General features: G+C 71.2%; 14 protein-coding genes. 4 read left to right on the top strand and 10 right to left on the bottom strand.

The genetic code is table 11. The features are described from left to right. Positions 1-1,348 precede the first annotated feature (1,348 nt). Genes PV682_RS08830 through atzF form a run of 4 tightly spaced genes read left to right on the top strand, consistent with a single transcriptional unit; the run spans position 1,349 to position 8,041 of the window. The gene (locus PV682_RS08830; protein WP_319725826.1) at positions 1,349-2,173 is read left to right on the top strand and encodes an urea amidolyase associated protein UAAP1; all 825 of its coding nucleotides are present in this window, start codon (positions 1,349-1,351) and stop codon (positions 2,171-2,173) included. Continuing rightward, positions 2,170-2,784 (top strand): urea amidolyase associated protein UAAP2, encoded by a 615-nt coding sequence (locus PV682_RS08825; protein ID WP_319725823.1) that lies wholly within the window; start codon positions 2,170-2,172, stop codon positions 2,782-2,784. Before PV682_RS08830 ends, PV682_RS08825 begins: the two co-directional genes overlap by 4 nt. After that, positions 2,781-6,398, top strand: coding sequence for a 5-oxoprolinase/urea amidolyase family protein (locus PV682_RS08820; RefSeq protein WP_319725821.1), 3,618 nt, complete (start codon positions 2,781-2,783; stop codon positions 6,396-6,398). Before PV682_RS08825 ends, PV682_RS08820 begins: the two co-directional genes overlap by 4 nt. A gap of 17 nt (positions 6,399-6,415) precedes the next feature. Continuing rightward, the gene (atzF, locus tag PV682_RS08815) at positions 6,416-8,041 is read left to right on the top strand and encodes an allophanate hydrolase (protein WP_319725817.1); all 1,626 of its coding nucleotides are present in this window, start codon (positions 6,416-6,418) and stop codon (positions 8,039-8,041) included. Between the two features lie 100 nt (positions 8,042-8,141). Here atzF and PV682_RS08810 read toward each other — a convergent pair whose 3' ends face one another. The 10 genes from PV682_RS08810 to pafA all read right to left on the bottom strand — a co-directional run bounded on the left by PV682_RS08810 (position 8,142) and on the right by pafA (position 18,516). Continuing rightward, the gene (locus PV682_RS08810) at positions 8,142-10,991 is read right to left on the bottom strand and encodes a DEAD/DEAH box helicase (RefSeq protein ID WP_319725815.1); all 2,850 of its coding nucleotides are present in this window, start codon (positions 10,989-10,991) and stop codon (positions 8,142-8,144) included. Positions 10,992-11,077: 86 nt separating this feature from the next. After that, positions 11,078-12,022: a twin-arginine translocase subunit TatC gene (tatC, locus tag PV682_RS08805; protein ID WP_319725813.1), complete on the bottom strand. Its 945-nt coding sequence runs from the start codon at positions 12,020-12,022 to the stop codon at positions 11,078-11,080. A 47-nt stretch (positions 12,023-12,069) separates the two neighbouring features. Beyond that, positions 12,070-12,360: a Sec-independent protein translocase subunit TatA gene (gene tatA, locus PV682_RS08800; protein WP_319725811.1), complete on the bottom strand. Its 291-nt coding sequence runs from the start codon at positions 12,358-12,360 to the stop codon at positions 12,070-12,072. Positions 12,361-12,622: 262 nt separating this feature from the next. Next, positions 12,623-12,817, bottom strand: a complete 195-nt coding sequence (locus PV682_RS08795; RefSeq protein ID WP_055723694.1) for a hypothetical protein — start codon at positions 12,815-12,817, stop codon at positions 12,623-12,625. 95 nt (positions 12,818-12,912) lie between these two features. Beyond that, a complete protein-coding gene (locus PV682_RS08790; protein WP_109364542.1) occupies positions 12,913-13,185 on the bottom strand; it encodes a hypothetical protein in 273 nt (90 codons plus the stop codon). Positions 13,186-13,478: 293 nt separating this feature from the next. Beyond that, on the bottom strand, positions 13,479-14,471 hold the full coding sequence (locus PV682_RS08785; RefSeq protein WP_109365050.1) for a helix-turn-helix transcriptional regulator: 993 nt from the start codon (positions 14,469-14,471) through the stop codon (positions 13,479-13,481). A 14-nt stretch (positions 14,472-14,485) separates the two neighbouring features. Beyond that, complete coding sequence (locus PV682_RS08780; RefSeq protein WP_109365049.1) at positions 14,486-15,439, bottom strand: helix-turn-helix transcriptional regulator; 954 nt, start codon at positions 15,437-15,439, stop codon at positions 14,486-14,488. A 130-nt stretch (positions 15,440-15,569) separates the two neighbouring features. Then, positions 15,570-15,941, bottom strand: a complete 372-nt coding sequence (locus PV682_RS08775; protein ID WP_055723215.1) for an FKBP-type peptidyl-prolyl cis-trans isomerase — start codon at positions 15,939-15,941, stop codon at positions 15,570-15,572. 80 nt (positions 15,942-16,021) lie between these two features. Next, positions 16,022-17,029, bottom strand: a complete 1,008-nt coding sequence (locus PV682_RS08770; protein WP_319725805.1) for an FKBP-type peptidyl-prolyl cis-trans isomerase — start codon at positions 17,027-17,029, stop codon at positions 16,022-16,024. Positions 17,030-17,154: 125 nt separating this feature from the next. After that, a complete protein-coding gene (gene pafA / locus PV682_RS08765) occupies positions 17,155-18,516 on the bottom strand; it encodes a Pup--protein ligase (RefSeq protein ID WP_055723213.1) in 1,362 nt (453 codons plus the stop codon). Positions 18,517-18,520: the final 4 nt, after the last annotated feature.

The following is an 18,520-nucleotide window of genomic DNA, read 5'->3' as shown; positions in this document are numbered from 1 at the left end:
GAGCCGAGAAAGGCCGATCCCAAGGCGACCGAGCCAGGGGCGCGGAGCCGAGAGGGCCGAGACGAGGGAGGCGGGGCCAGAGGGGACACGGTGACCGAGGAGGGCGACGCCGAGGGACGCGGAGTCCAAGAGCCTGTGTCACCTCCCCGGTCGAATCAGCGCACGTCGTCTGGTGCTCCCTGATCGAGCGAAGCCGAGAGCTTGGTGAGGAGCCACGTGGGCATTTCGGCAACGCCGCTGGGGGTCCCCTGCTCGGGAGAGCGCGCCAACTGGCGGACGCCCAGCCGGGGAGGTGACACAGGCTCTTCAGGGACCAGGCCCAGCGGCACAGGGCCAAGGAAGGCGCCTCCGAGGGACCGGGGCGAGCCGCACGGCACGGAGCCTAAGGGACCAGGCCCAGAGGCGCGGGGGCTGAGGCAGGCGGCGCCAAGGGACCGGGGGCACGGGGCCGCGAGGGCCGGGCCCAGTCGGCCCGGGCCGAGGGACCCGGAACCGAGGAAGCCGACGCCGAGGAGCGCGGGCGTCACAGGAGGGAGGGGTGCGAGGCGGCGCGGAGCCAAGGAACGCCAGGGGCGAGGGACCGGGTAGAGCCGGGCCGAGGAAGCGCGGAGCCCAGGCGGCGTGGAGCCAAGGCGACCGGGCCAGGCGGCACGGAGCCGGGACCGCCAGGCCAAGGCGGCACGGGAGGCCGAGACGGCCAGGCCCAGGCGGCACAGGCCGAGGCAGCGCGAAGCCGAGACGGACAAAGGGCCCGAGTTGCCGAGTGGCGCTCGACCGGGCCAGGGGGCGCGGAGCCGAGACCGTCAGGCCCAGGCCGGCACGGGGCCCGGGACCGTCAGGCCCAGGGGCGCGGGGCAGAGGGAGATGGCATTCGTGGTGTCCCCGCTCCGGCTTCCCCTGGGGGTCTGGGGGCGGAGCCCCCAGGGATGGGAAGGGTAGGGGCGGCGGGGGCGAGGAGAAGTCGGCGTCACGGGAGGGAGGGGTGCGAGGCGGCGCGGAGCCAAGGAACGCCAGGGGCGAGGGACCGGGTGGAGCAGAGCCGAGGAAGCGCGGAGCCCAGGCGGCGCGGGCCAAGGCGACCGGGCCAGGCGGCGTGGAGCCGGGACCGTCAGGCCCAGGGGCGCAGGCGCCGAGGGAGGTGGCATTCGTGGTGTCCCCGCTCCGGCTTCCCCTGGGGGTCTGGGGGCGGAGCCCTCAGGGATGGGATGGGTAGGGGCGGCGGGGGCGAGAAGAAGTCGGCGTACCCGTGAGACCCCCGCAACCGTCCAGAAATCCCCGGGCAATCCCCCCGAAGCCCCCCGCCTCTAATTTCTGTCGAGCGACAGAAACCGCCCGCCCGGAGGCCCTCATGGCAACAGCCACCCCGCACGGAGCCCGCGCCCACGCCAGAGCCCAGGAGGGCGCGAAGGCGGCGGCGATGCCGGTGGTACCGGCGAGAGAGTGGCCGCAACCTCCTTGCGAGGCGGGGCATTTGACGTGGGCGGAGACGGTGGCGGGGGGCAACTACACGCACCGCACGCTGGCGAGGGGAACGGAGCTGCGCCTCACGGACGTAGCGGGAGACGCGTGCGCGCACATCCTCCTGTACGCCGACACCCGCCCGTGGGAACGCCTGAACGTGGCGGACACGGTGAAGGTCCAGTGGAACGCGTACGTCACGGAGGGCACGCTCCTCCTCTCGGACCAGGGCAGGGTCCTGGCGACGATCACGCAGGACACGTCGGGACGGCACGACGCACTGTGCGGCACGTCGACTCTCGTACGGAACAAGGCCCGTTACGGCGACGGCACCCCCCAGTCACGAACCCCCGCGGGCAGAGAGCTCCTGAAACTAGCGGCGGCGAAGAACGGCCTGGACCCGAGGGACCTCCCCCCGTCGCTGTCGTTCTTCCAGGGCGTACGGGTCGACCAGGACGGCACCCTCGCCTTCACCGGCTCCGCAGGCCCAGGCGCCGGCGTCACCCTCCGCACGGAACAGCCCGTGACGATCCTGCTGGCGAACGTCCCCCACCCGTCGGACCCCCGCGAGGACTACACGTGTACCCCCCTGGAGGTACTGGCCTGGCGCGCATCCCCCACGACGGAAGCGGACCCCCTGTGGACATCCACCCCGGAGGCCCGCAGGACGTACCTGAACACCGCGGAATTCCTCACGGCAAGGGGCCAGGCATGACGGTGATACCCCCCAGGGCGGCCTGGTCGGCGACGATCCGCGAGGGCGAGTCCCTCACGATCACGGACCTGCACGGCAACCAGGCGGTCGACTTCCTGGTGTACGACGCCCACGACACGACGATCCGCTACAGCGCCCCGGACACGATCCACGCCCAGGGCACCCTCTTCCTGACGACGGGAAGCGTCCTGCTGTCGAACGAGCACACCCCGCTGATGACGGTGACGAGGGACGACGTCGGCCGCCACGACACGGTGGGCGGCGCCTGCTCGAAGGAGTCGAACACCCTCCGCTACGGCCACCACACCTGGTCCCAGCACGCATGCGTGGACAACTTCCTCACGGAGGGCGCCAAGTACGGCCTCGGCAAACGGGACTTGGTGTCCAACATCAACTGGTACATGAACGTCCCGGTGGACAAGGACGGCACGCTCGGCATCGTCGACGGCATCTCCTCCCCCGGCCTCCGCGTGACCCTGAGGGCGGAGCGCGACGTCCTGGTCCTGGTCTCCAACTGCCCCCAGATCAACAACCCGTGCAACGGCTTCGCCCCGACGGCGGTGGAGATGACGATCGACGAGGCACCCGGCACGGAGGCGGGACGGCCATGACCTTCGACACCCTCCTCATAGCCAACCGGGGCGAGATAGCCGCCCGCATCATCCGCACGGCACACCGACTCGGCCTGCGCACGGTGGCCGTGTACTCCGACCCGGACCGCGACTCCCCCCACGTACGCCTCGCCGACGAGGCGGTCCGCCTGGGCCCGGCCCCGGCGAAGGACTCGTACCTGAACCCCGACCTCGTCCTGAAGGCCGCGCGGGACACCGGCGCGGGAGCGATCCACCCCGGCTACGGATTCCTCTCGGAGAACGCCGGCTTCGCCCGCCGCTGCGAGGAAGCGGGCCTCGTCTTCGTCGGCCCCACCCCCACCCACCTGGACCTCTTCGGCGCGAAACACACGGCGAGAGCGGCGGCCCGGGCGGCGGGCGTCCCCCTGGCCCCCGGCACGGACCTGCTCCCCTCCCTCGAAGCGGCCCTGGAACAGGCCGAGTCGATCGGCTACCCGGTGATGCTGAAGGCGACCGGCGGAGGCGGCGGCATCGGCATGTCGGCCTGCCGCACCCCCCAGAACCTCACCGCGGCCTGGGAGTCTGTGCACCGCGTGGCCGCCGCCTCCTTCTCCTCGGCGGGCGTCTTCCTGGAACGCCTGGTGGAACACGCCCGCCACGTCGAGGTCCAGGTCTTCGGCGACGGCGCCGGCCGGGTCGTCACCTTCGGCGACCGCGACTGCTCCCTCCAGCGCCGCAACCAGAAGGTGGTCGAAGAGGCCCCGGCCCCCGGCCTCCCGGCCCGCATCAGACACCAACTCACCACGAACGCCCACGACTTGTGCGCCACGGTCGGCTACCGCTCCGCGGGAACCGTCGAGTTCGTGTACGACGCGGCCCGCGAGGAGGCGTACTTCCTGGAGGTCAACACCCGCCTCCAGGTCGAACACCCGGTCACGGAGGAGATCTACGGCGTCGACCTGGTCGCCTGGATGCTGCGCCTGGCCCAGGGCGACCGGAGCGTCGTCCGCACCCCGCCCCAGCCGCGCGGCCACGCCGTCGAGGCCCGCGTCTACGCCGAGGACCCCACCCGCGAACACCGCCCCAGCGCGGGCCTGTTGACGCGGGTCACCCACCCGGACGGGGTACGCGTCGACGGCTGGGTGGAGACCGGCACGGAGGTGACGACGTCGTACGACCCGATGCTCGCCAAGGTCATCGCGCACGGCACCGACCGCGCCGACGCGCTGCGCCGCCTGTCGAAGGCGCTGGCCGGCACCAGGGTGGACGGCATCGAGACGAACCTCGGCCTGCTACGAGCGGCGCTGGAGCAGGCCGAGTTCAGGTCGGCGACCCACTCCACGGCGACCCTGGCGACGGTCACCGACCCGACGCCGCGCATCGAGGTCGTGTCCGCCGGGACGCTCACGACGGTCCAGGACTGGCCCGGCCGCACCGGGCACTGGCAGGTGGGCGTCCCGCCGTCGGGCCCGATGGACGACCGCTCGTTCCGGGCCGGCAACCGCGCGCTGGGCAACCCGGAGGGCACGGCCGGCCTCGAATGCACGCTCCAGGGCCCGGAGTTGAGGTTCACACACCCGGCGCGGGTGTGCGTGACGGGTGCACCGGCACCGGTCACGGTGGACGGTTCACCGGCGCCGCAGTGGGAGCCGGTGACGGTCCCGGCCGGGGCCGTACTGAAGGTCGGCGCCCCGACGGAACACGGCCTGCGGACGTACGTCCTGTTCGCGGGCGGCCTCGACGTCCCCGAATTCCTGGGCAGCGCGAGCACGTTCACGCTGGGACGGTTCGGCGGACACGGAGGGAGGGCACTGCGGCCGGGGGACGTACTGCACGGCGGGACGGTCCCCCACGAGGAGCGCGGCGCGACCGCGACGAGCGAAGCGGCGACCCCCGCCCCACCTCCGGCCCCCGCCCCGGCTCCGACTCCGACTCCGACCCCGGCTCCGGCTCCAGCCCGGGAAGCCCCCCTGCCGCTCAACCCCCCGCCCTTCACCTCCACATGGCACATCGCCGTGACCGAAGGCCCCCACGCCGCCCCGGAGTTCTTCACCGAGGCCGACATCCACGACTTCTACGCCGCCGACTGGAAAGTCCACTTCAACTCGGCCCGCACCGGCGTCCGCCTCATCGGCCCGAAACCCCGCTGGTCCCGCACCGACGGCGGCGAAGCCGGCCTGCACCCCTCCAACATCCACGACACCCCGTACTCCGTGGGCGCCGTCGACTACACCGGCGACATGCCGGTCCTCCTCGGCCCGGACGGCCCCTCCCTGGGCGGCTTCGTCTGCCCGGCGACCATCCACTCGGCGGAACGCTGGAAGCTGGGCCAGCTCCGCCCGGGCGACACGGTCCGCTTCACGCCGGTCGACACAACAGGCGTAGCCCGCGCGGAGATTGTGGACGGCGGCATCCTGGCCCGTGACGGCGACGTCACCTACCGGCGCAGCGGCGACGACAACCTCCTGGTCGAATTCGGCCCCATGCAACTGGAGTTGGCACTGCGCATGCGGGTCCACGCCCTCATGGAAGCGGTGAACGAGGCGGCGATCGAGGGCGTCACGGACCTCACCCCGGGCATCCGCTCCCTCCAGATCAAGACGGACCCGGACCGCCTCCCCCTGCCCGAACTCCTCACCAGAACACGCAGGTTGGCGAAGGCCCTGCCGCCCACGGCCCAGCTCACCGTCCCCTCCCGCACGATCCACCTCCCCCTCTCCTGGGACGACCCCGCGACCCGCGAGGCCATCGCCCGCTACATGGCCGGCGTCCGCGACGACGCCCCCTGGTGCCCCTGGAACATCGAGTTCATCCGCCGCGTCAACGGCCTGGACACGGTCGAGGACGTCTACCGCACAATCTTCGACGCGGAGTACCTCGTACTGGGCCTGGGCGACGTCTACCTGGGCGCCCCGGTCGCCACGCCGCTCGACCCCCGCCACCGCCTGGTCACCACGAAGTACAACCCGGCCCGCACCTGGACCGCCGAGAACTCCGTCGGCATCGGCGGCGCCTACCTGTGCGTCTACGGCATGGAGGGCCCCGGCGGCTACCAGTTCGTCGGCCGCACCACCCAGGTCTGGTCGCCCTGGCAGCAGCGCGGCGCCTTCGAACCCGGCAAGCCGTGGCTCCTGCGCTTCTTCGACCGGATCAAGTGGTACCCGGTCGACGCGGACGAACTCCTCGGCCTGCGCGCCGACATCACGTCCGGCCGCTTCGCCCCCCGCGTCGAGGAGGGCACGTTCTCGCTGGCGGAGTACGACAGCTTCCTCACCGAACACGCCGACTCCATCGCCGAGTTCAGACGAACCCAGCAGCAGGCCTTCGCCGCCGAACGCCAAGCCTGGGAAGAAGCGGGCGAGTTCGCCCGGGCCGAAGCCGCCGACGCACCCCCGCCGCCCCCGGCCCGCATCGAGATCCCGCCGGGCGGACGCCTCGTCGAGGCCGAATTCGCGGCGTCCGTCTGGCAGTTGAACGTCCGGCAGGGCGACGAGGTCACCACGGGCCAGCCTCTCCTGGCCCTGGAGGCGATGAAAATGGAGTCCCGCGTCGACGCCCCGACCTCCGGAATCGTCCACGAGATCCTGACCAGACCCGGCGACCAGGTGGAAGCTGGAACCGCACTCCTGATCCTCGCCCCGGCCGTGAACTGAAAGAGGAGCACCACCCCATGCTCACCACCCGAGTCCGCGCCGCCTACGCCCGCATCGACGCCGTGGACCGCCCGGAGATCTGGATCACCCTGCGCCCCCGGGAGGCGGTGGAGGCGGAGGCCCGGTCCCTGGAAGCCCGCCTCGCGGCGGGCGAGCACCTCCCCCTCGCCGGCCGGCTCCTCGCCGTCAAGGGCAACATCGACGTGGCCGGCCTCCCCACGACCGCCGCCTGCCCCTCGTACGCGTACGACCCGCCGGCCGACGCCCCCGTGGTCGCCCGGCTCCGCGCGGCCGGCGCCCTCGTCCTCGGCACCACGAACCTCGACCAGTTCGCCACGGGCCTGGTCGGCACCCGCTCCCCGTACGGCGCGGTCCGAGGCGCCCACGACCCGTCCCGCGTCAGCGGCGGCTCCAGCTCCGGCTCGGCGGTCGCGGTGGCCCTGGGCATCGCGGACCTGGCCCTCGGCACCGACACGGCGGGCTCCGGCCGGGTCCCGGCGGCCTTCAACGGCATCGTCGGCCTCAAACCGACGAAGGGCCTGGTCCCGACGGACGGCGTGGTCCCGGCCTGCGCCTCCCTGGACTGCGTCACGGTCTTCGCCCGCACCCTGCGAGAAGCCGAACAGGCCCTGGCCCACATGACCACCACCCCGAGCCCCACCCCACCCCGAGCCCCCGGCCCCTGGCGCATAGCGATCGCCACCCCCGACGACCTGGGCCCCCTGGACGAGGGCTGGCAACAGGCGTACGAAGCGGCGGTCGGCCGGCTCCGCGCGGCGGGCGCCGAGATCCGCACCCTGGACCTCACGCCGTTCACCGAAGCCGCGGCGATGCTCTACGAGGGCGCCTTCGTCGCCGAACGCTACACAGCGGTGGGCGAGTTCATCGACAAAGCCGGCCCCGACCTGGACCCCACGGTAGCGGCGATCATCACCAAGGCCCGCGACATCCCGGCCCACCGGCTCTTCGCGGACCAGGCGAAGTTGACGAACCTCCGCACCAAGGCCCTTGAGCAACTCGCGGACGCGGACGCCCTGTTGCTCCCCACCACCCCGACTCACCCCACCCTGGCCGAAGTAGCCGCCGACCCCTTCACCACCAACGCCCGCCTCGGCCGCTTCACCAACTCCACCAACCTCTTCGACCTGGCCGCAGCGGCGATCCCCGCGGGCAAGGTGAACGGCCTCCCCTTCGGCGTCATGCTGATAGCCCCGGCCCACACGGACGAACGCCTCCCCAGAATCGCGGAACTACTGACAGGCAACGTCCAACTGGCGGTAGTGGGCGCCCACTTGACGGGCCAGCCCCTGAACCCCCAACTCCTGTCCCTGGGCGCGACCTTGAACCGCACGACGACAACAGCCCCGGCCTACCGCCTGCACGCCCTGAACACGACCCCACCGAAGCCGGGCCTGGTGCACGTAGGCGAAGGAGGAGCGGCCATAGAGACGGAGATCTGGAACATCCCCCCAGAGGGCCTGGGCCACCTCCTGTCAGCACTCCCCCGCCCGATGACGCTGGGCAAGGTAGACCTGACAGACGGCACCCAGGTACCAGGCTTCCTCTGCGAACCCAGCGCACTGGGGAACGCAGAGGACATCACGACATATGGAGGCTGGCGCTCATATCTGAACAGGCTCTAGAGCAACGCCCCGTCTTTCAGGGGCGCGGGGCTGTATCGATGTGCGACTACCGCCGCGTGGGCGCGACCAGCCACATTCCTCCCGCACCCGCCCCCCAACCTCACCCCACCGACGAATAGGCGACCACCCCCCGCAACACCCCCTCAACAGCCTTACGCGCAGCCTTGGGCACGGTCGACCCCTCAGCCGGCGCCGCCGCCGCAACCTGCCCCAGCACATCGATCACCTGCTTGCACCACCGCACAAAATCCCCCGCAGGCATCTCCGCCTCCCGAAGCACCTCGTCCAGCCCACTCCCGGAAGCCCACATGAACACAGCCCAGGCGAACCCGAGATCCGGCTCCCGCTGCCCGACCCCCTCCGTCTGACTGATCTTGAACTCTTCCTCCAGCCCGTCCAGCCGCCCCCAGATCCGCACCATCTCCCCGAGCGCGGCCTTGGCCGCCCCGGACGGCACCTTGGGAGCCATCGCGTCGTCCCCGACACGGGCCTCGTACACCAACGCGGAAACGCACGCGGCGAGTTCGGCGGGCGACAACCCTTCCCACACCCCGGCCCGCAGACACTCACTGGCGAGCAGATCGAGTTCGCCGTACAACCGGGCCAACCGCCGCCCGTGCTCGGTGACTTCGTCCCCGCGCAGATAGTCGAGCTCGGTCAGCAGCGCGACGATCCGGTCGAAGGTCCGGGCGATCGTGTTGGTCCGCCCCTCGATCCGCCGCTCCAGCTGGGACGTGTCCCGCAGCAGCCGGTAGTACCGCTCGGCCCACCGCGCATGGTCCTCGCGCTCGGCGCACCCATGGCAGGGGTGGGCCCGCAACTCGGCCCGCAGCCGGGCGATCTCGCGGTCGTCGGCGGCCTGGGACCGCTTCTTGCGGGCCCGCTCCGGCGGAATGTGCCCGGCCTTGGTCCGCAGCGCGGACGCGAGGTCCCGCCGGGACTGGGGCGAGCGGGGGTTGAAGGTCTTGGGGATCCGCATCCGGTCGAGCGCCTCGACCGGCACCGGGAAGTCGATGGAGGCGAGCCGCTTGACCTGCCGCTCGGCGGTCAGCACCAGCGGCCGGGGCCCGTCATGATGCTCGAACCCCCGGTGCCCGTTGGCCCGCCCGGCCGGCAGCCCCGGATCGAGGACGAGCGCGAGCCCGGCGTACTTGCCGGTGGGCACGTGGATGACGTCACCCGGCTTGAGCCGCTCCAGCGCGACCGCGGACTCGGCACGCCGCTGAGCCACCCCCTGCCGGGCCAACTCGGTCTCGCGGTCCTTGAGTTCGCGCCGCAGCCGGGCGTACTCCTCGAAGTCCCCGAGGTGGCAGGTCATCGACTCCTTGTACCCGTCGAGCCCCTCCTCGTTGCGCTGGACCTGCCGGGAGATCCCGACGACCGACCGGTCGGCCTGGAACTGCGCGAACGACGTCTCCAGCAGCTCCCGCGAGCGGTGGCGCCCGAACTGCTCGACGAGGTTGACGGCCATGTTGTACGAGGGCCGGAAACTCGACCGCAGCGGGTACGTCCGCGTGCCCGCGAGCCCCGCGAGGTGCTCGGGGCTCATGGCCCGCTGCCACAGCACGACCGCGTGCCCCTCGACATCGATGCCCCGCCGCCCGGCCCGCCCGGTGAGCTGCGTGTACTCCCCCGGCGTGATGTCCGCGTGCTGCTCGCCGTTCCACTTGACGAGCTTTTCGAGGACGACGGACCTGGCCGGCATGTTGATGCCGAGCGCCAGCGTCTCCGTCGCGAAGACGGCCTTGACGAGCCCGCGCACGAACAGTTCCTCGACGACCTCCTTGAAGGTCGGCAGCATCCCGGCGTGGTGCGCGGCGATGCCCCGCTCCAGCCCCTCCAGCCACTCGAAGTAACCGAGGACATGCAGGTCCTCACGCGGAATCGCGGCCGTACGCTCCTCGACGAGCGCGCGCACCTCGGCCCGCGCCGCGTCGTCGTTGAGCCTCAGCCCGGCGTACAGACACTGCTGTACGGCGGCCTCGCAGGCGGCGCGGCTGAAGATGAAGGTGATCGCGGGGAGCAGGCCCTCGGCGTCGAGCCGCTCGATGACCTCGGGCCGGCCCGGCGTCCACACGCGCGAGCGCGAACGCCGCTCCCGCTCCCGGTCGGCCTCCCGCATCCGGCCGCGCTTGCGGTCCTGGTACGAGGGCCGCTGCGCCTCCATGCGCGCGAGCCGGACGAGGTCGGGGTTGACGGCCTTCTTGCTGCCCTCGCCCTCCTCGAACAGGTCGTACATCCGCCGCCCCGCCAGCACGTGCTGGAACAGGGGCACGGGCCTGTGCTCGGAGACGATGACCTCGGTGTCCCCGCGGACCGTGTCCAGCCAGTCGCCGAACTCCTCCGCGTTGGACACGGTCGCGGACAGCGAGACCAGCGTCACGGACTCGGGGAGGTGGATGATCACCTCTTCCCATACGGCGCCCCGGAAGCGGTCGGAGAGGTAGTGCACCTCGTCCATCACCACGTACCCGAGGCCCAGCAGCGTCTGCGAGCCCGCGTACAGCATGTTCCGCAGCACCTCGGTCGTCATCACGACCACCGGCGCGTCGGAGTTGACGCTGTTGTCGCCCGTCAGCAGCCCGACCTTGTCCGCGCCGTAGCGGCGGCACAGGTCGGCGTACTTCTGATTGGAGAGCGCCTTGATGGGAGTCGTGTAGAAACACTTCTTCCCCTGCCCCAGGGCCAGGTGAACGGCGAACTCCCCGACGATCGTCTTCCCCGACCCCGTAGGAGCGGCGACCAGCACCCCCTTCCCCGCCTCAAGCGCCCGACAGGCCTCGATCTGAAAAGCATCGAGCCCGAACTCATACATCTCGCGAAACCCGGCCAACGCGGTCGCCTGCTCGACAGCACGCCTGCGCGCCGCCGCATACCGCTCAGCCGGAGAGAGGTCCTCTGTCATCGTGCCTTCGAGCGTACCGGCCCCCACTGACAACGGGACGATCATTATCCGGATCCTGGACGGATCGTGGAGAAACGGAAGCGGCCGGCCGCCTCGTGGGCGTCCGGCCGCGTCCCGCGGTCGAAGGAGGGTCAGGTCACGTCGTCGTACCCGTTGACCCGCTCCGTGCTCGACTGGCCCGGCAGCGCGCGGGCGGAGCTCACGGATTCGACCTCGCCGATGTCCGAGGGGGTCAGGTCGAGTTCGGACGCTTCGTCGTCGCCGGGGCCCATCTCCTCGCGGCGGCGCTTGCGCTTGTCGTTCAGGAGGGAGAACACGGTGGCGCAGAAGTAGAGGACCCAGATCGGTCCCGCGAGGGCCAGCATGGTCAGCGGGTCGGTGCTGGGCGTCGCGACGGCCGCGAAGACCGTGATGCCCATGATCATGCCGCGCCACCAGCCGAGCATCCGCTTGCCGGTCAGCACCCCGGTCAGGTTGAGCATCACCAGCAGCAGCGGCAGCTCGAAGGAGAGCCCGAAGACGAGCACCATACGGACGATCAGGTCGAGCAGGTCGTCCAGCGGCAGCTGGTTGTCCAGGTCCGCGGGCGAGAACTCCAGGAGCACCTTCGCCATGGTCGGCAGCGTCTTGTACGCGAAGAAGGCACCGCCCAGGAACAGCGGGAAGCCGGCGCCGACGAACGCGTACGCGTACTTCCGCTCGTGCTTGTGCAGGCCGGGAGCGACGAACGCCCACAGCTGGTAGAGCCAGACCGGCGAAGCGAAGATCACACCGGCCATCAGGGAGACCTTGAGGGCGAGCGTGAACGGGGTCAGCAGACCGTTGAGGACGATGCGGGCGCAGGTTCCGGTCCGCTGCTGCGCCAGTTCGGAGAGGGTGGCGTTGCACCCGACCGAGTCCAGAATCGGGTTCGTGAAGAACTCGATGATGTCCTTGTAGAAGAAGGCGGCGATGACCGTGATGACGACAATCGCCAGAACGGCCTTCGCGAGCCGGTTACGGAGCTCGCGAATGTGCTCCACGAGGGGCATCCGCCCCTCGGGATCCTTCTCCTTCTTGCGGGCAGACTTGAGCAACCCACGTTCCCATCTCGTACGGCGGGCCGGAGGTCACCGGCCCTGCGTCAGCGCTTGGTGGAGTCCGTCGGCTCGGTGACCGGGCGGGAGCTGGTCACGTCGCCGGGGGCCGCCTGGATGGTGCGCTGCGCGGACGCCTGGTCACCCGGGGTGGGCGGGGCGGCCGAAGTCGTGGAGGAGTTGCCACCCTCCTCCTTCATCGCCTTGGCCTCGCTCTTGAGGATCCGCGCGGACTTGCCGAGCGAGCGGGCCATGTCCGGAAGCTTCTTCGCGCCGAACAGCAGGATGATGACGACGAGGATGAGAATGATCTCGGGGGCTCCGAGCCTTCCGAACATAAGTCTTTACCTTCTCACCGAGGCGGCTGGGTGGGGATGCTGTGCGACCGGTCGGACAGGTGTCCGAACGATCGTGCTCTCAGCGATCGTAACGCCCGGGGGTGAACGTCAGGCAATCCCCGTGCGTACTCCCTGTTCCGCGAATCGGGCCTCGTTCTCCGGTCCGCGACCAGCAGCGTACCCGCCGCACCGGTCGGCGCGGGAGGGAGAAGTCGCCCAAATCGCATCGGCCCCCCGACTCACAGAGCCGTCACGGCCGCACTCACAGCGAGTCGGCGGCCCGCGCGGTGCTCACCGCCGCCCGCTCCAGCTCCTCCGCGGCCCGCCCGATCCGCTCCGCGGACGCCGCGACCTGCGCCCCGAGCCGCCGCGCCTCCACGAACACCCGCACCGCGAGCACCCCCAGCACGACCAGCCCGAGAAATCCCACAGCAACCGCGACCATCGCCCAGAACATGCCCCGAGCGTAGCGCTCCACGGGAGCCCCGGTGACAGGCGGTCGCCGCCCCCGGCAGAGGGACACCCCACCCGGCCCGGCCCCCCGAAACCCGCCTACGCCCCCTGCAACCGCAGCGTCCGCACCCCGCCCCCCACCAGCAGCTCCACGATCCGCTCCCCCGCGGGCTTGCGCACGGCCTCCCCGCAGTCGGGGCACGTGAAGGAGTAGAACGTCGTCCGACTGCTCCCCCCGATCGCCAGCATGAACGCCTCGGCCCCCAGTTGGAACCGCCCCCGGCACTCAGGACACCCAGCGGTGAACACGACCGGCGTGACGGCCTCGATTCCCACGTCCTTCATACCCGCGAAGGCCATGGCGACGGTCATCCCCCCATCAGCCGCCCTCCCTTCACCGACCGCGGCCTCCCGGTCCACCTCGCCCCTCTGCCCGACACCAGCACCACGGCCCGCCTCGCCCCCCGGCCTCACCGCCGCCCCGCGGCCCGCTCCAGCCTCCGGCCTCACCGCCGCCCCGCGGTCCACTCCAGCCGCCTGCCCGACCGCAGCCTCCCGGCCCACCGCTCCCCCCTGCCCGACCGCAGCCCCACGATCCCCCTCAGCCCCCCGCCGCACCGACGCCCACGGGTCGACCGGCACCCCCCGCCCCTCAAGCGTCCCGCTCACCCGCCCGCTCCCCCCGCCTCGACCTGCTCGTACGCGGCCAGCGCCTCCCGGGCCGCCCGGCGGGCGCTGTCCGCGAGGTCCTGCGGCGCGACGATCCGCCCGTCGGCCCCCAGCCGGAGCGCGAGGCGCCGCAGGGACGCGGGGTCGGGTGTGCGCAGGGTGATCCGCAGCCCCCCGTCGGGCAGTTCGTCGGCGCTGTCGTGCGGGTAGTACTCGGCGACCCAGCGCCCGCCGGGCCCCACCTCGACGACGACCTCGGGATCCTCCGCGGCGGGCTGCACGAGCCCCAGCGACAGATCCCGCAGCTCGACCTCGGGCGGCGCGGACGGCTCGTCGAGGATCTTGATCTCGGCGACCCGGTCGAGCCGGAACGTGCGCCGCGCCTCGGAGCGCCGGCACCACGCCTCGACGTACGTGTGCCCGACGCTGACCAGCCGGATCGGGTCGATCTCCCGCTCGGTGACCTCGTCGCGCGCGGGCGAGTAGTAGCGGATCCACAGCCGGCGCCGCTCGGCGATGGCCCGGTCGACGTCGGCGAAGACCCCGCCCTCGGACTCGAAGGTCACCGACAGGCGCGCGCTGGACACGGCCGCCTCGCCGGCCGCCGTCTCGACCTTCGCGGTGGCCCGCAGCAGCGCCTGCCGGTCGCCCTCGCGCAGCCCCGGCAGCGTGGCGACCGCGCGCGCGGCGACCAGCAGGGCCGTCGCCTCGTCGGCGGCGAGCCGCAGGGGCTCGGCGACGTCGTCGGGGTTGTGCCACCAGATGTGCTCGCCGTCGGTGTCGATGTCGAGGAGGTCCCCGCCCCGGAAGCTGGTCCCGCACATCGGCAGGACGTCCAGGTCGGCGACGAGTTCCTCCTCGCTGATCCCGAACGCCCGCGCCACGTCCTCGACGCGCGCGCCGGGCCGCTCCTTCAGGTACGTCACCAGCGACAGCATCCGCCGCGTCTGGTCGATCGCGTTCACCGGCCGTACCGGCTTTCCCGCCATGCTCCCCGTCCCCCTCAGCCCTTGGCCACGGCCCGCAGCCGGTCGACGACGTCCGCCCGCAGCTCGGCGGGTTCGACGACCACCACGTCCGGCCCGAACTCCACCAGCCAGGCGTCCAGACCGTGCCCGTACGGAATCTCCAACTCGTCCCACCCGTCACCGAGTTCCCGGACCACCGTGGCTTTCGCCCGAAGGGGGTACCCGGCGCCGGCCCGCAGCCGGATCAGCGCGCTGCGGTCGGCGCCCTCCCCGGCCCAGCCGGCCACGGTCTCCCGTACGGTGACGACGTCCGGCACCGGCGCCGTGAACCCGGCCCCTCGCGACCGCACGCGGCCGGTGATCCGCGACAGCCGGAACACCCGCTCGGCGCCCCGGTCCCGGTCGAACCCGGCGAGGTACCAGTGCCCGCGCCAGCACTCCAGCGCCCACGGCTCGACGTTGCGGGGCTCGGGGCGCGCGGCGGTGACCTTGCGGTAGTCGAAGACGACGGGCCTGCGGTCCCGGCACGCCAGCATCAGCGGCTCGAACGCGGCCTCGTGGACGGGGATATGGGGTTCCAGGGCGCCGTGCGCCTCGTACGGGTCGACGTCCTCCGGGAGACCTGCGGCGCGCAGCTTCTGGAGCGCGCCGGAGGCGGCTCCGGCGAGGCGTGCCTGCTGCCACACCTTCGCGGCGACGCCCAGCGCGGCGGCCTCCTCCGCGTCCAGGGTGATCGGCGGGAGGCGGTTGCTGTCGCGGCGGGCGAGGTAGCCGACCTCGCCGTCCAGGTTCTCCACCGTCTCGATGACCAGGCCGAGTTCGCGCAGGTCGTCCTTGTCGCGCTCGAACATCCGGTTGAAGGCGTCGTCCGCAGCCGCCTCAAGATACGCCTCGATGGATTCCCGCAACTCCCGCTTGCTCAGCGGCCTGCGCGTCCCCAGCAGACACAGCGCCAGGTTCATGAGCCGTTCTGCCTTGGCAATGGCCATCGACGCCCTACGCCTTTCCTATGGTGCTTCCGACGGATGACCGTACCGCCCCGCGCCGCCCCGGCAAAAGCCGAGGGCCCACGCCCGTACAGGCATGGGCCCCACTCGGTCAGCGGCGGTCGTGCGCTGCTCAGACCGCGATCAGGTCCACCACGAAGATCAGGGTGGAACCGGCCGGGATCGCCGGGGTCGGGGACTGGTCCCCGTACGCCAGGTGCGGCGGGATCGTCAGCTGGCGACGGCCGCCGACCTTCATGCCCTGCACACCCTTGTCCCAGCCCTGGATGACGCGGCCGGCGCCCAGCGGGAACTTGAAGGCCGAGCCCCGGTTCCAGCTCGCGTCGAACTCCTCGCCGGTGGCGAAGGTGACGCCCACGTAGTGCACGGTCACGGTCTGACCGGCCTGCGCGACCTCGCCGTCGCCCTCCCAGATGTCCTTGATCTCCAGGTCCGCCGGCGGCTGACCCTCGGGAAAGTCGATCTCGGGCTTCTCGATGCTCACGTCAAACTCCTGGTCGTTCACAAAAAGGCAACCCGCACAGTCTTACACCCCGCGCGGCGTCACGAAGCTGCCGGGCGGGGTCAGGAGGAAGCCAGGATGTCCACCGTGAACACCATCGTCGACGTCTTCTCGATCCCGCTCCCGCTCGGCGGGTTGTCGCCGTAGCCCAGCGCCGGCGGTACGACGACGACGACGCGGCTGCCGACCTTCTTGCCGGTCAGCCCCTGCGCCCACCCCTTGACGACCTGCTGGAGCGAGAACGACGTCGGCGCGCTGCGCTGGTACGAGGAGTCGAACTCCTTGCCGGTCTCCCACACGACGCCCTTGTACTGCACGACGAGCGTGGAGTCGGCCTTGACGACCGCGCCGTCGCCCTCGATGACGTAGTTCGCCACCAGGCCCTTCGGCGCGGCCGACTTCGGGATCTCGACCGACGGCGCCTTGCCGTCCGTGTTCGTGCCGACCTTCGGCAGCGCGGCGTCGTCCTGCGCGACGTCCTTGCCCTTGGCGGAGGACTTCGCGTTGAACGTGTCCAGCACGTCCACCACGAACACCAGCGTGTCCGTGCCCTTGATGCCCGCCTGCGACTGGCCCTCCGAGCCGTACCCCCAGGTCGGCGGGACGGAGAACTCGACGCGGCTGCCGGTCTTCTTGCCCGCGAGGGCGTACCGCCAGCCGTCGATGATGCTGCCCTGCGCGAGCTGGATGAACAGGGGGGTCTTGCGGTCGTAGGAGTTGTCGAAGACCTTCGCCGTGTCCCAGATCTGGCCCAGGTAGTTCGCCCAGACGTAGTCCTTCTCGGCGATCGTCTGCCCGCTGCCCGCGATCAGTGTCTTCACCGCGAGCTGGTCCGACGGGGAGCCGGTGCCCTTCGCCACGGTCGGCTTCTCGCCGAACTTCTGACCCGCCGTCACGGCCGGCAGCGGGCCGTCGACGACCTTCGGCGCCGGAGCGGCCGACGGCGAGTCGGACGCCGACTGCGACGCGCTGTCGCTCGCCTTGTTCGAATCGGACTTGTCGTCGCCGCAGCCGGCGAGTGTGACCAGTCCCGCGGGGACGGCGGCGAGGATGAGGGAGCGTCGGCGCACGGTGAAAGCCTCGTAATCGATCGATCAGGTGGATGGCGTGCGCGCAACTCTACGGCGTGCAAAGGGCGCCGTACGGGAAACGTACGGCGCCCGTGTTGCGTTCCGGTCTGTCACCGGAACGTGTGTCACATCCCGGCGATCAGCTTCTCCACCCGGTCGTCGACCGAACGGAACGGGTCCTTGCACAGGACCGTCCGCTGCGCCTGGTCGTTCAGCTTCAGGTGCACCCAGTCCACCGTGAAGTCCCGGCGCTGCTCCTGCGCGCGCCGGATGAAGTCACCGCGCAGGCGGGCCCGCGTGGTCTGCGGCGGCACCGACTTGCCCTCGAAGATCTTCAGGTCGTCGCAGATCCGCGCCGCCTGCCCCTTGCGCTCCAGCAGGTAGTACAGACCCCGGCGACGGTGGATGTCGTGGTAGGCGAGGTCGATCTGCGCCACCCGCGGATGCGACATCGTCATGTTGTGCTTGGCCCGGTACCGCTCGATCAGCTGGTACTTCATCACCCAGTCGATCTCGGTGCCGATCCGGTCCAGGTCCTCCGACTCGATCGCGTCCAGCGTGCGGCCCCACAGTTCGAGGACCTGCTCGACCGTCCCCGTCCGGATGCCGCGCCGTTCGCAGAAGTCGACGGCCTTCTCGTAGTACTCGCGCTGCACTTCGAGCGCCGACGCCTCGCGTCCGCTCGCCAGGCGCACCTTGCGCCGGCCCGTGATGTCGTGGCTGACCTCGCGGATCGCCCGGATCGGGTTCTCCAGCGTCAGGTCCCGCATCACCGTGCCCGCCTCGATCATCCGCAGCACCAGGTCGGTCGCGCCGACCTTCAGCAGCATCGTCGTCTCCGACATGTTCGAGTCGCCCACGATCACGTGCAGCCGGCGGTAGCGTTCCGCGTCCGCGTGCGGCTCGTCGCGGGTGTTGATGATCGGCCGGGAGCGTGTCGTCGCCGAGGAGACGCCCTCCCAGATGTGCTCCGCGCGCTGGCTGACGCAGTACACCGCGCCGCGCGGGGTCTGGAGCACCTTGCCCGCCCCGCACAGCAGCTGACGCGTCACCAGGAACGGGATCAGGATGTCCGCGAGCCGCGAGAACTCCCCGTGCCTCGCGACCAGATAGTTCTCGTGACAGCCGTAGGAGTTGCCTGCCGAGTCCGTGTTGTTCTTGAAGAGGTAGACGTCGCCCGCGATTCCTTCCTCGTGCAGGCGCCGTTCCGCGTCCACCAGAAGCCCTTCGAGAATGCGCTCGCCGGCCTTGTCGTGAGTCACCAGTTCGGTCACGTTGTCACATTCGGGTGTCGCGTATTCGGGGTGCGAACCCACATCCAGATAGAGGCGGGCTCCGTTCCGCAGAAAGACATTGCTGCTGCGGCCCCATGACACGACACGGCGGAAGAGGTACCGCGCCACCTCGTCAGGAGACAGACGCCGCTGTCCCCTGAACGTGCACGTGACGCCGTACTCGTTCTCCAGCCCGAAAATGCGGCGGTCCATGACT

Source organism: Streptomyces niveiscabiei, assembly GCF_033794345.1.
Taxonomy (GTDB): Bacteria; Actinomycetota; Actinomycetes; order Streptomycetales; family Streptomycetaceae; genus Streptomyces; species Streptomyces niveiscabiei.
The sequence above is the reverse complement of the archived record's forward strand: the minus strand, read 5'-3'. Positions and strand labels throughout refer to the sequence as shown.

What these genes read in the sequence shown, in the direction of transcription:
- PV682_RS08820 (WP_319725821.1), top strand. Translation starts at nt 2,781, where the DNA reads ATGACCTTCGACACCCTCCTCATAGCCAACCGGGGCGAGATAGCCGCC.
- PV682_RS08825 (WP_319725823.1), top strand. Translation starts at nt 2,170, where the DNA reads ATGACGGTGATACCCCCCAGGGCGGCCTGGTCGGCGACGATCCGCGAG.
- PV682_RS08830 (WP_319725826.1), top strand. Translation starts at nt 1,349, where the DNA reads ATGGCAACAGCCACCCCGCACGGAGCCCGCGCCCACGCCAGAGCCCAG.
- PV682_RS08795 (WP_055723694.1), bottom strand. Translation starts at nt 12,817, where the DNA reads ATGTTCTGGGCGATGGTCGCGGTTGCTGTGGGATTTCTCGGGCTGGTC.
- pafA (WP_055723213.1), bottom strand. Translation starts at nt 18,516, where the DNA reads ATGGACCGCCGCATTTTCGGGCTGGAGAACGAGTACGGCGTCACGTGC.
- atzF (WP_319725817.1), top strand. Translation starts at nt 6,416, where the DNA reads ATGCTCACCACCCGAGTCCGCGCCGCCTACGCCCGCATCGACGCCGTG.
- PV682_RS08810 (WP_319725815.1), bottom strand. Translation starts at nt 10,991, where the DNA reads ATGATCGTCCCGTTGTCAGTGGGGGCCGGTACGCTCGAAGGCACGATG.
- PV682_RS08790 (WP_109364542.1), bottom strand. Translation starts at nt 13,185, where the DNA reads ATGACCGTCGCCATGGCCTTCGCGGGTATGAAGGACGTGGGAATCGAG.
- PV682_RS08785 (WP_109365050.1), bottom strand. Translation starts at nt 14,471, where the DNA reads ATGGCGGGAAAGCCGGTACGGCCGGTGAACGCGATCGACCAGACGCGG.
- tatA (WP_319725811.1), bottom strand. Translation starts at nt 12,360, where the DNA reads ATGTTCGGAAGGCTCGGAGCCCCCGAGATCATTCTCATCCTCGTCGTC.
- PV682_RS08780 (WP_109365049.1), bottom strand. Translation starts at nt 15,439, where the DNA reads ATGGCCATTGCCAAGGCAGAACGGCTCATGAACCTGGCGCTGTGTCTG.